The following is a 15,027-nucleotide window of genomic DNA, read 5'->3' as shown; positions in this document are numbered from 1 at the left end:
AAATTTTACGTCAATTTCTTTTAATATGCACCATTTTTGACGTAAATTTTGACCTTTTTCAATTTTACCCCTTTTTAGATTGCTGAATTCTAAGTTCAGCCAACTGCGGTAAAATCGCGATTATTATCTAATGGCTAATAACTAATGACTAACTGCTAATTACTATCTTTCTCTTCATGGATTCTCAGACGATTGTTGCTCCGATGACGCCTGCGGGCGTGAGTGCCGTTGCCGCCATCCGCGTGAGTGGCTCGAAGGTGCGCGAAGTGGTGCGCCTCTTGTTCGGCGAATCGGCGTTCAAGAATTTGAAGCCTCGCGAAGCAAAGCTTGCGACGGCTCGTGACTATCGTACAATGGTTGGCGATGACCGCAAAACGGCGCAAGTCATCGATAGCCTCCTCTACATCTTTTTCGAAGGTCCGAATTCCTATACCGGCGAAGACGTGCTGGAACTTTACCCGCATGGTAACCCGATTATCGTCCGCGAACTCATTCAGGTCATCAAAAGTGTCGAGGGTGTGCGCTTGGCAGAACCGGGCGAATACACGCGCCGTGCTTTTTTGAACGGTCGCATGGACTTGGTGCAGGCGGAATCTGTCGCCGATGTGATTCACAGCGCTAACCGTGACGAACTCAGGAACGCCCATCGATTGCTTGGCGGTGCGCTCTCGAAAAAAGTAAAGACGCTCACGGAGCAAGTCATGGATATCTCGGCCCGCCTCGAACTGGATGTCGATTTCTCCGAAGAAGAAGCCGACCCGGATTATGCGACTTGGGGCGTGAAAATCTCTGCGATTCGCGAAAGCGTAGAATCTATTTTGAAAAGTTTTAAGGGCAAGGCGGCGGTCAGCCGTTTGCCGCTTGCTGTTTTGTACGGCGCTCCGAATGCGGGCAAGTCGAGCCTCGTGAATGCGCTCCTTGGCGAAGACCGAATCCTCGTGAGCAATATCCCCGGCACGACCCGCGACTTTGTCGAAGTCCGCTTGTTCCTGGACGGGGGAGAAATCCGCCTTGTCGATACCGCCGGTATCGCGGACAAGGCGACCGACGCTCTCGATGCGCTTAGCATGGAAAAGAGCAAGGAAATCCTCGCCGAAGCTGACATGAAGATTCTCGTCGTGGACGGAAGCCTAGACGAGAGACGAGAGACGAGAGACGAGAGCTGCGCATCTTGTCATCCTGAGAATGGCGTTGAAAAGGAAAACGTCATTGCGAGGAACGTAAGTGACGAAGCAATCCATCCGGATTTTGTCGTCATCTCGAAGAGCGATTTATTAGACGAGAGACGAGAGACGAGAGACGAGAGCTGCGCATCTTGTCATCCTGAGCAAAGCGAAGGATCCAGTGAATCTTGCCTTCACATTTCCTCCAAAACAGGCGAGGGCCTTGCTGATCTCAAACGCGCCATGAATGCCACCCTTTTCAAGAAAACTGAAAATTCCGAAGACCTCTGGATTACAAGCGAGCGCGAAAAGACCTGCCTCGAAGAGGCCCTTGCGGGCATCGACCGTGCATTGAACCTTATCCGCACGAATCCGGCGGTGGAACTTTTGGCTTTTGAAATGCAGCTGGTGCGCCGTTCGCTCCAGAGCATAACGGGCGAAATCTCGTCTGAAGACGTTTTACAACAAATATTTGCGGGGTTCTGCATTGGGAAATAGTTACGTTGGTCTCGTTCTTGCCGTCTTTGCGTTCGGCACATATATGGTCCCTCTCAAGGCCTGGTCCAAGTTCTCGTCGTGGGCGTACCTCTCCTGCATGGCCTTGGGCATGTTCATCGGGCAACTTTGCATTTCGTTTGCGACGGACTCGTTCCGCTTTTTGCCGGTAGGCATCCTTTGCGGTTTCCTTTGGGTGATTGCGGGCGCATTCTGCTTCTGGGCGGTCAAGGCCGAACAGGACTTGACAGGTGCTGGAGTCCGCTCGATGGGCGTGAGCATCCTCGCTTCGTTTGTGAGCGGTGTACTTGTATTCTCGGAATCCACGCTGCTTTATTTTTCGATCCCGGCGATAATCCTTTTGCTTTTCGGCTTGAGCCGACTTGCCCCTCCGCAAGGGAACATTTTTAGAAATTGGCGCTCCCTTCTGGGCGGTCTCATCTTTGGGCTGTTCCTCATCCCCTACAAGTTTGCCGAAGTCCCTATACTTGAATTTATGGGTTCGTTTGCCTTGGGCATTTTTGTATCCGCAGAGCTTTTGGTTGCAATTTTGAGTATAAAGCGACGTGCACTTTTTGAATATGGCGTTGCTCCGTCTGTGACGTCCATGTTTATGGGTGTCCTCTGGGTCATCGGACAGCATGGCTGCTTCTGGGCTATCGATTCGAATGGCGCTTTGGGTTACGCCGTTGGCTACCCGCTTACGCAATTGAATCTTTTGGTGAACCTGCTCTGGGGTGTAGTGGTTTTTCACGAATATCCGACCAAGCCGGAACGGATTAAGCTCGCTATAGCGGTTTTTGTTATTCTTTGTGGCGGAGCCTTGCTTGCACTGTCGAAAATGTAAAGTGCTGTAACTTTTTGTAGCGGTTGCTAATGCCGTTGGCGTTCTGTCAACGGAAAACATGTAAAAAACACATTGCTTTTTTGCACATCCCCGATTCTGAATATATGTTTATAGCATGAGTTGGTGGAAGTGCATATTGATTGGGTCTTTAGTCGGTTCCGTATCCGTGTGGGCCGTTAAAGCAGCGCCGTTTTTAATCAATTCGACGCAGCCGGATGGTTCTGTCGTGCAGATTCGGAAGGTCGGAAACGAACACTTTAATTACACGCTGACTGGTGAAGATAGTGTGCTTGTGGTTCGTGATTCCGCCGGTTATTGGAACTATGCCGACGAACATGGCAAAAAGACGGGTATGAGGGTTCATGCCAAGTCCAAACGTGGTGCAAAAGAGAAAAACTTCCTCAAAAAACGCAATTCCCGCCAAATTCTGGAAAAATTCCGCGAAAATCGCTTGAAAAAGCTCCAGGAACAGCAGGCGGATTCATCATTGGGTCCCATGATGCTCCAGTCTTCTACGGGAACTCCCCAGATGGCGAATGAGTGGGGATGGGGCGGCAGGGGTGAAACGACCCAAAGTACTGGTGTCCCGACACGTCCGGCGCTGAATTCTGTCCGAAAAGAGGGCGAAGTTCGTGGCCTTGTTGTTCTGGTCCAATTTAGCGATGTCAAGTTCAAGCGGGATAATGCCGCCGAAGAATATTTGAATTACCTCAATCAGGAGGGATATTCCAATTTCTATATGAGCGGTAGCGTGAGGGATTTCTTTATTTCAAATTCCAACGGTAAGTATCAGCCGACATTTGATGTTGCTGGGCCGATTACTCTGAAAGGAACTCGCGATTCGTACGGCTCTCAAGTGAATCCGAATAACATTGCCGCTGGTGCCGTCAAGGCCGTTAGCGAAGCGATGGACTCGCTTGTTGCGAGCAATGTAGATTTTTCGCCTTACGATAGCGATGGTGATCGGGTTGTTGACTTTGTCTATATGATCTATGCCGGTGTCGGCTCTGCGGATACAGATGTGCAATCTGCGATTTGGCCCCATTCATACAATGTTGCAAAGCGTCTTACGCGTAACATGTCGATGAACCGTTACGCTTGCTCTCCAGAACTTGATGGCCAGTCGTATATGTATAATAGAAATACGACCGCATTGAATGGCATCGGGACGTTCTGCCATGAGTTTAGCCATGTGCTTGGACTCCAGGACCATTACGATGTGCAGGTCAACGACACGAGAACGAAGGTCCGTTACACGCCTGGTCAATGGGACCTGATGGATGCCGGGTCATACAACTGCCCGCAAAACAGATCGTATACGACGTCTTGCTCTCCCGCAAACATGTCCTCGTTTGAACGCTTTAGCTTGGGCTGGCTTGATCCAAGGTACCTAGAAGTCTCGGATACGACATTTGTTCTAAAGTCGATTCAGGAAAACGACGGACTTGTGCTGACATCTAAAAAAGATAATGAATATTATTTTGTCGATTTCCGGTTGCTGACTGGCTTTGACAAGGGACTTCCCAATAAGGGTGTCTTGATTTGGCATATAAACTATGACCGGTATTCATGGACGTATAATGAAGTCAACACATCGGACCCGATGAAGGTGGATTTGATCGAAGCCGATGGCAAGGCCGATATGTATTCTGTATCTGGAGATGCTTTCCCGACGAATCGTGTCAATAGCTTTAATGGCTTTGTGACCTGGAGCGGCGATAGCCTCGGTCTTGAAATTTATGATATCAAGATTGTTGATGACCATGCCGAATTTAAAACCAGGGGGAATCGTACCCCGCGTGAGACCGTTTCTTCTAGTTCGGCAAAGGTTTCTTCTTCGAGTGTTGCTGCCTCGTCGTCGAGTAAAAATGTTTCGTCGTCAAGCCGGATCGCTTCGTCGTCAAGCCGGATTGTTTCGTCTTCAAGCCAAATTGCATCGTCCTCAAGTCTTTCTGAAAAGAACTCCTCTATTGCCGAGGTCGCTTCAAGTTCATCTGAAGCGGCAAGCAGTTCTTCAGATGCATCCTCGATTTTGGAAAGCTCAAAATCTAGCTCTTCGAAGGGTACTATTGCCTTGGATAAAAAGAATTCGACCATGCCGAATGTCCGCATCTCTGTAATGGATGGCGTTTTGATGGTGCATTCCAAGATTGCAGGCCGTAAGACGGTCAACCTTTTCGATGCCAACGGAACGCTCCTTAAAACGGAAATGTTCTATGGCGAATCCTGTGAAATTCGTTTGGGCGAAATTCGCGGAAAATCGTTTGTCATCGCGACGGTTGAAAACGAAGGACGGATAATAAAATCGTACAAAGTTCGAATGAACTAGAAACTGGGGCGAAAGCCCCTTTTTTACAATATGTCATCCTCGCCATGGTAAAATGTCATTCCCGCCTCCGAGCGGGAATTTCCTTTTTTAGAAAATATCTAAATTGTCTAACATGAAAAAACTTTTCGCTAGAATTGCTATGAGCTGCGCGCTTGTCCCGGCACTTTTGACGGGGACGTCTAGGGCCGCAGTAAACTTGCCCGTGCATAAGGAAGTCCTTGATAACGGGCTTACCGTACTTTTGTACCCGAACAAGCAGGCTCCGACAGTGAGCTTCCGCCTGTTTTACGTGACCGGCTCCGTCCACGAAGTTCCCGGCAAGTCTGGACTTGCGCATATTCTGGAACATGAACTCTTCAAGGGCACAAAGAAGGTCGGCATCTCCGATAGCGTTGCCGATGTCAGGTTCATGGCAACCCAGGATTCCTTGCAGGCTTTGATCCGCTCGGCAAGACTTGCTGACGATACCGCCCGCGTGAAAGAGCTGACTGTAGAACACGATTCCGTGCTGAATGAGCACCGCAAGATTTTCATCAAGGATGAACTGTGGGGCGCCTACCAGGCTGCTGGCGGAACAGGTCTCAATGCCTTTACGAGCGACTTGGTCACGGCTTACACCGTAACGCTCCCCAAGAACAAAACGGAACTCTTCATGTGGCTAGAATCGGACCGCATGCAGAATGCCGTGTTGCGCGAGTTCTATTCGGAACGCTCTGTTGTCCGTGAAGAACGCCGTATGCGCTACGATGACCGCCCGACGGGCCGCTTTTACGAAACGCTGAATTCCATGATTTACGAAGCGTTCCCGTATCGTGTGCCGACCATCGGCTGGCCAAGCGATATCGAAAATTTGACACGCGAACAGGCCGAAGAGCATTACCGCAAGTATTACAAACCGCGCAATGCAATTCTCGTGATGGCAGGCGATTTGGACACGCTTGAAACGATGAAGCTTGTCAAGAAGTATTTTGCACCGATCCCGGCCGGCGAAGCATTCCCTCCGCTTACCGTGCGTGACCCCGAACAGGCTGGCGAAAAGCGTTTGACTGTCAAGCGCAAGGATGCCCCGAACCTTTACACGCTCGTCTTCAAGACTCCTGCCGTGGGCGACAGCACCCTCTACGCACTTGACATTGCCGAAGGCGTGTTGAACGGACGTTCCGGCCGCCTCTACAAGCGCCTTGTCGAAGAAGAAAAAATCGCCGTTGGCGTGAGCGCAAGCAACAGCCCGAACAAGTACATCTCCGAGTTTTCTGTCCGCGTGAATCTGCGCCCCGATGCCAATCGCGAGAAGGTCGAAAAAATCGTCTGGGAAGAACTTGAAAAGTTGAAATCGCAGCAGGTCAGCGAACGCGAATTCCAGAAAGTCAAGAACCGCGCTTATGCAGGACTCGTCCGTAGCTTGACCGATATGGAAAATGTCGCGACCATGCTCGGCTGGTACGAAGTCTATGGCGATTACCGCATCTTCCTCAACTGGGCTGATAATTTGGATAAGGTAAATGTCGCCGACGTGCAAAACGTCGCAAAGAAAACATTTGTCCGCGAAAAGTCCATTGCCGGATTCCTCGTGAAAGAATAAAAATGAGCGACGCTAATGCGTCGCTTTTTTGTATTGTCATACTCTCTTCGAAACATGACTGCTGCGGATATCAAATGCGAGTCTACAAGTGACCTCTCGCTTGATACCCTTGCATGTCATTCCCGGCTTGACCGGGAATCTCCTTACAAAGCTTCGATTTCTTCTTTGGTGAGACCGAATGTATCAGCAATGATATCTATTGAAACACCTTTGCTTTTTTGCAATTTTGCTTTTTCTTTCAACACTTTCTCATCGTGTTTTTTGAACGCATCTGAATCGTGCTGTTCAATGTAGTCCAGCACAACCTCGTTATCCCATCTGGCGTTCTTCATCATAAGATACTCCTCAAGTTTGTCTCCCTTCAAATTAGATATTTGAGAGACCGAAGTCAAGTGCTTGAATTTTTTGTTTTGGAGAGGAGGAGGAAGTTCTTTCAGTAAACTTGAGTATCTAAGTGCGAATAACCATTGGTTTTCGTTTTGTTTTAAGTCTATTTCTCTATAAATCTTTGGAATTTCAATGATGGTGAAGTTGTAACTGTCCATCATTATTTCGCCTGTCTTAAGGTCGCAAATGGAGCTTCGGTGAATAATGCGATCATCCTCAAACAGTCTATGTTGAGCGATTGCCATGATGTAAGTCGGCTTGACCTCGTATTTCCATCCGGGATAGCCTTGCGATACGACCATCTGTCCTGCGTAAAAAGCGAGTCTTTTCATAAAGTTTGTGAAAGGACGAATTTGAACTTCAATTTCAATGAGTTTTCCGGAATCGTCGGTGCAGTGCAAATCAAAAAATGTAGTCTTTGATTCCTTACTGCCAGTCGCGTTTTGCTCCGAACCACGTCTGCGGACGTCTGTAATAGGGTGGGGAAGCTGTGGCCCTAAAATATCGTTTAATAGGTTGATGAGGTTTGTTTTAGAATCTGGTTTGTCCGGGTCAAAAGCCTGCTTGAAAGCAGGATCAATTAGAAGGTCTGTAAACGGGCTTGTTTCGCCTGGTTTGATGAAATATTCAGACAAGGAATCTGGATTGTTTTGTTCCATATTAAACGCCTTTTCGCGACGATCCCTTGATTTTTGAAAATGTATCGTAGGGACCTATCGCGATGAATTTGCAACGCATTGCAAAAATATGCAGTGAACGTCGTGTTGATACAAGCAGCAAATGCTGCGCCGATTCATCGAAATGTTCGTCCGTCTCCTATACGGACGTGGTGCCCTACGTTGATTCAGACTTTATCTGAGTTCGGCCGGGAAGCTCTTTCCCAGGTACCCTGCGACGTCCATTTTTGATAAATGTCGTCACGACCGTCAAGCAGAGAGTTTAACTTGCCTACACGTATGCGGATTAGTTACTCATAAATAATATACACAAATGTGTACTAAAACGCAAGAGAAATAAAAATTTTTTTTCAAATAAATTTCAAAATGTCAGTATTTGTCGTGCAAAGATGTTATATTAAAAATGGATAAAATATAGGGACAAAAATGAATCAAAATACAAGCTTTTCACAATTTATTGGACTTTACCCAGTTTCTAAGACTCTTCGCTTTGAATTAAAGCCTATTGGTAAAACTTTAGAAAATGTCCAAAATAAGGGCATTATCGAACAGGATGAAGCTAAATCTTTAAAATATGTCGAAGCAAAGCAAATCATTGACCAATACCACAAATATTTTATTGGCGAAGCCCTCGAAGGCGTAAATCTTGATTGGAATCCTTTACAAAAGGCTTTTGAAGATTATTTAACGAACCGCAATGCACCAGCCAAAAAGAATCTTGAAAAAACGCAGGAATCTTTTCGGAAAGAAATCGCTAAGAAGTTGTCCGAACATAAGCATTTTAAGGAATTAACCGCTGCAACTCCTAAGGAACTATTCGAAAAGATTTTGCCTGAACATAACGGAAAACAGGAGGCCATTGAGGCTTTCGCAAAATTTTCAACATATTTCAAAGGATTCCAAGAGAATAGAGAGAATATTTATTCAAGTGACGCCATTAGCACGGGAGTTCCTTTTCGCATTGTTCACGACAATTTTCCCAAATTTTTATCAAGCATTCAGGTTTTCCAAAACATAAAAGAAAACTGTCCTTGCGTTCTTGATGATGCCGAAAAAGAACTTCAAGAGTTATTGAAAAGCCAAAAGTTGATCGACGTCTTTAACATCAATTACTTCAACAACGTAATCTCACAAGATGGTATAGATTTCTTCAACCAAGTTATTGGTGGCTACACGACTCCTAACGGAACAAAGGTCCGAGGCATAAACGAATTTGCAAATTTGTACCGTCAGCAAAATCCAGAATTTGCGAAAAAACATATTGCAACAAAAATGATTCCGCTATATAAACAAATATTAAGCGACAGAGAATCGATGTCTTTTGTTTTGGAATCATTTAACAAAGACACCGATGTTCAGGATGGCGTCAAGGAATTCTTTGAACACCATCTTCTTCGATGCGACATGGATGGAAACGAAATCAATGTCTTAGAAAAAATAGGGGAATTGATTTTAGGTTTAAAAAATTACGATTCCTTGAACAAATTTTTTGTCTCTAGGGATTCTTTATCCTCCATTTCACAGAAATTATTTGATAACTGGAACACGCTAAACAACTACTTATTTAATTATTGGGAAAATAAAATTGGATCTGTCGAAAAAGCGAGCAACAAAAAGAGAATTGATGCTAAATTAAAGGAAGACTACTTCTCAATTGAAGAATTGAATGAAGTTCTCAAGTTTAACGAGTCTGACGCAAACATCTGTGATTTTTGGACTGATTATACATCTCAGGCAAATAGTGTCCTTTCTGGAGAAATAAAGAAAAACTACGAAGAATTTCTTGCCGCAGACTACAGCAACAAAGCCTTAAGAGAAAACGAGGCCGATGTTCAGAAACTCAAGGATTTTCTAGATGCTATTGTCAATATTCTTCATTTAGTAAAGCCTTTAATGATGGATTCTGACCAAGGAGAGCCTTCTTTTTATAACGAATTGAACCCACTCTATGATCAGCTTTCTAGCATCATTCCTCTTTACAATAAGACTAGAAATTATATAACACAAAAGATATCTGATTCAACGAAAAAATTTAAGTTGAATTTTGAAAATCCTACACTTGCAGATGGTTGGGATCAAAATAAAGAAGAAGCAAATACTTCCATAATTCTTAAGAAAAATGAAAAATTTTATTTAGGAATAATGAATGCCAAGGATAAGCCTAAAATTGGCCTCTACAAGGTTAAGCCTGAAGAACCACATTACGACAAAATGGTTTATAAGCTTCTTCCTGGCCCAAACAAAATGCTTCCTAAAGTATTCTTCTCTGCTAAAGGAAAAGAAATTTATAAACCGTCCAAAGAAATACAGGACGGATATGCAGCAGGAAAACATAAAAAAGGAGATTCTTTTGACAAACAATTCTGCCATCAATTAATAGACTTTTTTAAGGAAGGCATTTCTAACCATCCAGACTGGAAAAATTTCAACTTTAAATTCTCAGAAACAAGTTCCTATGAAGACATTAGTGCTTTTTATAATGAAGTATCTGATCAAGGCTATAAACTTTCATTCTTCCCCATTCCCGATTCACAAATCGATACATGGGTCAACGAAGGAAAGCTATTCTTGTTCCAAATCTATAACAAAGATTTCGCTCCAGGGGCAAAAGGCAAGCCCAATTTACACACACTATATTGGAAAGCGACTTTCTCTCTCGAGAATCTAAAGGATATTGTATTTAAATTAAATGGTAGAGCAGAACTATTCTACCGTCGCTCCAGCATCAAGAAACCATACTCTCACAAAATCGGTGAAAAGATGGTGAACCGAATCACAAAAGATGGTAGACCAATTCCCGATGCAATATTTGGAGAACTTTTCCGTTATTTCAACAATTCGTCAAAAACATCTTTGAGTGATGAAGCAAAAAAATATCTTGATTTTGTGACAGTCAAAGATGTAAAGCACGAAATCATTAAAGACAAGCGCTACACCGAAGACAAGTTTGAATTTCATGTACCAATAACGATTAATTTCAAAGCCGATGATGGCAGTAGGTATATAAACGACCAAGTAAAGGATTTCTTAAAGAACAATTCTGACGTCAATATCATTGGAATAGATCGTGGTGAACGCAACTTGATTTACATGACTCTTATCAACCAGAAAGGAGAAATTCTAGCACAAAAGAGTTTTAATCTTGTTGGTAATACAAATTACCATGAAAAACTATCCATCCGTGAACAAGAACGCGATGCCGCAAGAAGAAGTTGGCAAAGCATAGGAAAGATCAAGGAACTCAAAGAAGGCTATCTCAGTCTTGTTATCCATGAAATTGCTAAAACAATGATTGAAAATAACGCCATCATTGTACTTGAAGACTTGAATTTTGGATTTAAACGTGGACGATTCTGCGTCGAAAAGCAAGTATATCAAAAGTTTGAGAAAATGCTCATAGATAAGCTCAATTATCTAGTTTTCAAAGATTGTGCTGATTCTGAGTATGGTGGAATACTTAAAGGATATCAGCTTACGCAGAAATTTACAAGTTTCAAAGATATTGGAAAGCAGAATGGTTTTCTCTTCTATGTTCCGGCCGCATACACCTCTAAAATTGACCCAACCACTGGTTTTGTAAATCTCTTCAATTTTAGAGACTTGACAAACGCAGAAAAGAAAAAAGATTTCTTAACAACCTTAGATGACATCACATTCAATTCCGAAACGAATTCCTTTGCTTTTACTTTTGATTACAGTAAATTCAAAGTATTTCAAACGGATTATCAAAAGATATGGACCGTCTTTACCAATGGGGAAAGAATTGTCTATGACCGAGAATCAAAAAAACATAACATAATTGAACCGACAACGATAATACAGGAAGCCTTGGAAAAACAGGGTATTCAATGTGTTGATCAATTAAATGTATTAGCTGAAATTGAAAAAATTGAACCCACTCGTGAAAACGCCCGTTTATTCGATTCTATCTGTTACGCTTTTGAAAAAACATTGCAAATGAGAAATAGTAATTCCGAAACTGGTGACGACTATATTCTTTCTCCAGTAAAAAACAAGAATGGAGTATTTTTCAATAGCAACGAGGCGGGTGATAAACTACCTAAAGACGCCGACGCAAATGGAGCATTCCACATAGCTCTGAAAGGATTGTTCCTGTTACAGCATATATCAGAAACTGACGAGAAACTAAAGATACCTCATGAAAAATGGTTTGAATTTGTACAGTCTCGGAATAAATAATTAAGGGGATCCCGGAGACAAGAACTCCGGGATTTTTGTATATGGATAACTACATACTTATATCTACATTGAACGATTTCATCTTCTGTCCTTATTCCATATATCTCCATAATGTTTATATGGAGACAGATGAATCCATATACTATGCAACACCACAAGTTAGAGGGAAAATTGCTCATGAAGGAATAGACAAGAAGACGTATAGTACTCGAAAGGATGATATCACGTCACTTCCAGTTTTTAGTGAAAAATATGGTTTGATTGGTAAAATTGATTTGCTGAAAAATAAGGAACACCTTTTAATTGAGCGAAAATATCAAATCAAACAGATTTTTCAGGGGCAGATTTATCAGTTATGGGCTCAGTATTTGTGTTTAAAAGAGATGGGTTATCAAGTAGAAAAACTTGCTTTTTATGAAATTTCTACAAATAAAATGATTCCTGTAGAACTCCCAAATGAGGAGGAATTCAAGAAATTTGAAGATTTTTTAATTCAATTTAGAATGTATGATCCGTCAAAAAAAATTGATATTATAAAAAGTAAGTGCATGCACTGTATATACAATAATCTTTGTGATAAAACGGAGGTGAGCAATGTTTACACATAAAGATATTGAGTGTCGCAGTATATTTGTCATTAATTGTATAAAGGAGCGAAATTTAAGGGTCTCTTCAGGAGAACTTCTTTTAGAGGAGGCTACAGAGAGGAAAACACTGACTAAGTTTCCTTTTCAAAAAATATTAGCGCTCTTTATAATCGGGCCGATTTCTATTACGACTCCGTTGCTTGAAAAGTGCAAAAAGTTTGATGTAGCTCTTGTTGTGATGAAATCAAATTTGCGCCCTGTATTCTTTTGGGCAAATCATGCTGAAGCAAATTTTATTCTCCATAAAAAGCAGTATTTATTCGAAAAAGAAAATATTTCTTATGCAAAGCAAATTGTTCGTAATAAAATTTTGAACCAAGAATCGGCTTTAAGTAAGATTAGAGAAAAAGGTGGCCTTTTGAGTGAGGCTAAACAGATATGCTTTGATGTTCTGGAAAAACTAGCTGATGTTACTGAATATGATGTTCTGATGGGAATGGAGGGATATGTCTCCAAAAAGTTTTTTGAGTCCTATTTTGAAAATTACAATTGGGTCGCCAGATTGCCTCGCGCAAAAAACGATATGATAAACGCAACTCTTGATATCGGTTATACAATTTTATTCAATTACATAGAAGTCTTTTTAAGATTATTTGGATTTGATCCGTATGTTGGAGTGTATCATTGCCTTTGGTTTAAACGAAAATCGTTGGTTTGTGATATAATGGAACCTTTTCGCTGTTTAATTGATATTAGAGTTCGTAAGGCTTTAAATCTAAAACAGATAAAAGATGGCGATTTTAATGTTGTTAAAGGGGAGTATCTCCTAAAGTTTGAAAAGTATGCTGAATATTCTGCGCTGTTTATTCAGGATTTGGTTGCGCATAAGAATGAGGTGTTCTCGTATGTTCGTTCTTTTTATCGCGCTTTTATGAGAGACGATGCTGAGTTGATGGAACCTTATTTATTGGAGTGAATTATGCTGCTAATAAGTTATGATATAAAAGATGATAAACTCCGCAATGCCTTTTCTAAAATGCTACAATCCAATGGTGCTATTAGATTGCAGTATTCAGTATATGAAGTTTGTCATACCAAAAGGTTTCAAGATGTTTTAAAAATGCAGATAGAAACGATTTTTAAGAAGGAATTTTCAGCAGATGACAGTGTTATGATATTTGATATAGATCCAGAAAAGACTGTTAAATATGGCAATGCGATTCATCGTGATCAGGATTTGCTGATATTCTAGCGCAAACCTAAGTGTTTATTTTTTATAAGAATTTTGGCCTTTTTTACGTAAATAACCAAGAGACAATGAGTTGTACTTTGATTTTGAGTACGTGCTTTTTTGTTTAGCATGCTACGGAAGATTGTGAGAAAAGCCTTTTTTCCTTGAAAAATAACTGGGAAAAAGCTATTTTAAAAATATAGAGGCTATACGCCTACGAAAATTTCTACTCTTGTAGATTATTGCCGCCTTCGGAGTCGGTGAAGAGGCTATACGCCTACGAAAATTTCTACTCTTGTAGATAGTTTATGTTTTAAATCTGGTTCCGAAGGCTATACGCCTACGAAAATTTCTACTCTTGTAGATGCATAATCTACATTTCTGTTGCGGTTCGGCTATACGCCTACGAAAATTTCTACTCTTGTAGATACAGATGCGAAATTGTTCCTTTTTGTGGCTATACGCCTACGAAAATTTCTACTCTTGTAGATCCATAATTTCAATATAAATTGCAAGAGTGGCTATACGCCTACGAAAATTTCTACTCTTGTAGATTCCTGAAGGCGCATATAAGCCGCACGAGGCTATACGCCTACGAAAATTTCTACTCTTGTAGATCGAGACAAAGATAATAGTACATCCGTTGGCTATACGCCTACGAAAATTTCTACTCTTGTAGATACGGGTGTCCTCTTGGTGGTCATGGGTGGCTATACGCCTACGAAAATTTCTACTCTTGTAGATAATCTTGGTGTAAGGTTTCTGGCCTCGGGCTATACGCCTACGAAAATTTCTACTCTTGTAGATTCTTCTTCCGGTTTTGCTCGGCGAACCGGCTATACGCCTACGAAAATTTCTACTCTTGTAGATTTACGCACCCTTTACCCCGTTCGCCAGGGCTATACGCCTACGAAAATTTCTACTCTTGTAGATTAGTATTTTGTCCCAGGATTTCCATAAGGGGCTATACGCCTACGAAAATTTCTACTCTTGTAGATATAATGCCACAGGCAAGGCACCAAAGGGCTATACGCCTACGAAAATTTCTACTCTTGTAGATTGCGTAATACTCTCTTGAGATGCATTCTGGCTATACGCCTACGAAAATTTCTACTCTTGTAGATTTGATAATGCCCGCTGCTAGGCACCAAAGGCTATACGCCTACGAAAATTTCTACTCTTGTAGATCTTATGGGGAGACTCTACATTATAACGAGGCTATACGCCTACGAAAATTTCTACTCTTGTAGATCAAGTGACCGTAAGCTAAAAGGTGCTTCGGCTATACGCCTACGAAAATTTCTACTCTTGTAGATTTACGACCCCCAAACGATAGATTGGGTGGCTATACGCCTACGAAAATTTCTACTCTTGTAGATTTATCGCCGGCAGCATTTTGGTAGACTGGGCTATACGCCTACGAAAATTTCTACTCTTGTAGATAAGAGTTCCAATAACCACCATCCTTAAGGCTATACGCCTACGAAAATTTCTACTCTTGTAGATCTCATCATCGGACATGTAAACGA

General features: G+C 42.2%; 9 protein-coding genes and 1 CRISPR repeat array. Of the genes, 8 read left to right on the top strand and 1 reads right to left on the bottom strand.

The window, feature by feature from the left end:
• The first annotated feature begins 176 nt into the window (after nt 1–176).
• From mnmE to ACJMM9_RS02170, 4 genes are all read left to right on the top strand, one after another.
• Entirely contained in the window at nt 177–1,661 is a 1,485-nt protein-coding gene (gene mnmE / locus ACJMM9_RS02185; RefSeq protein ID WP_405323405.1) for a tRNA uridine-5-carboxymethylaminomethyl(34) synthesis GTPase MnmE, read from the top strand.
• Nucleotides 1,651–2,505, top strand: a complete 855-nt coding sequence (locus ACJMM9_RS02180; RefSeq protein ID WP_254917478.1) for a GRP family sugar transporter — start codon at nt 1,651–1,653, stop codon at nt 2,503–2,505. Before mnmE ends, ACJMM9_RS02180 begins: the two co-directional genes overlap by 11 nt.
• A gap of 136 nt (nt 2,506–2,641) precedes the next feature.
• Complete coding sequence (locus ACJMM9_RS02175) at nt 2,642–4,834, top strand: M6 family metalloprotease domain-containing protein (RefSeq protein ID WP_405323403.1); 2,193 nt, start codon at nt 2,642–2,644, stop codon at nt 4,832–4,834.
• Nucleotides 4,835–4,946: 112 nt separating this feature from the next.
• Complete coding sequence (locus ACJMM9_RS02170; protein ID WP_173465500.1) at nt 4,947–6,416, top strand: pitrilysin family protein; 1,470 nt, start codon at nt 4,947–4,949, stop codon at nt 6,414–6,416.
• A 143-nt stretch (nt 6,417–6,559) separates the two neighbouring features.
• Here the strand turns inward: ACJMM9_RS02170 and ACJMM9_RS02165 are convergent, their stop codons facing one another.
• The gene (locus tag ACJMM9_RS02165) at nt 6,560–7,462 is read right to left on the bottom strand and encodes an Rpn family recombination-promoting nuclease/putative transposase (RefSeq protein WP_088640921.1); all 903 of its coding nucleotides are present in this window, start codon (nt 7,460–7,462) and stop codon (nt 6,560–6,562) included.
• 444 nt (nt 7,463–7,906) lie between these two features.
• Here ACJMM9_RS02165 and cas12a point away from each other — a divergent pair, with 444 nt between their 5' ends.
• The 4 genes from cas12a to cas2 are packed head-to-tail and all read left to right on the top strand — an operon-like array spanning nt 7,907 to nt 13,519.
• Entirely contained in the window at nt 7,907–11,680 is a 3,774-nt protein-coding gene (gene cas12a, locus ACJMM9_RS02160; protein WP_405323400.1) for a type V CRISPR-associated protein Cas12a/Cpf1, read from the top strand.
• A gap of 41 nt (nt 11,681–11,721) precedes the next feature.
• Entirely contained in the window at nt 11,722–12,288 is a 567-nt protein-coding gene (gene cas4, locus ACJMM9_RS02155) for a type V CRISPR-associated protein Cas4 (protein ID WP_173465497.1), read from the top strand.
• A complete protein-coding gene (cas1, locus tag ACJMM9_RS02150; protein WP_405323397.1) occupies nt 12,275–13,243 on the top strand; it encodes a type V CRISPR-associated endonuclease Cas1 in 969 nt (322 codons plus the stop codon). Before cas4 ends, cas1 begins: the two co-directional genes overlap by 14 nt.
• 3 nt (nt 13,244–13,246) lie before the next feature.
• Nucleotides 13,247–13,519 (top strand): CRISPR-associated endonuclease Cas2, encoded by a 273-nt coding sequence (gene cas2 / locus ACJMM9_RS02145; protein ID WP_173465495.1) that lies wholly within the window; start codon nt 13,247–13,249, stop codon nt 13,517–13,519.
• A 183-nt stretch (nt 13,520–13,702) separates the two neighbouring features.
• A CRISPR array of direct repeats spans nt 13,703–15,004; the repeat unit is 36 nt; unit sequence GGCTATACGCCTACGAAAATTTCTACTCTTGTAGAT.
• Between the last annotated feature and the right edge of the window lie 23 nt (nt 15,005–15,027).

Origin of the sequence: Fibrobacter sp. (genome assembly GCF_045112255.1) — a bacterium.
GTDB lineage: Bacteria > Fibrobacterota > Fibrobacteria > Fibrobacterales > Fibrobacteraceae > Fibrobacter.
Note: the sequence above shows the minus strand (reverse complement) of the source record. Positions and strands in the feature narration are given on the sequence as shown.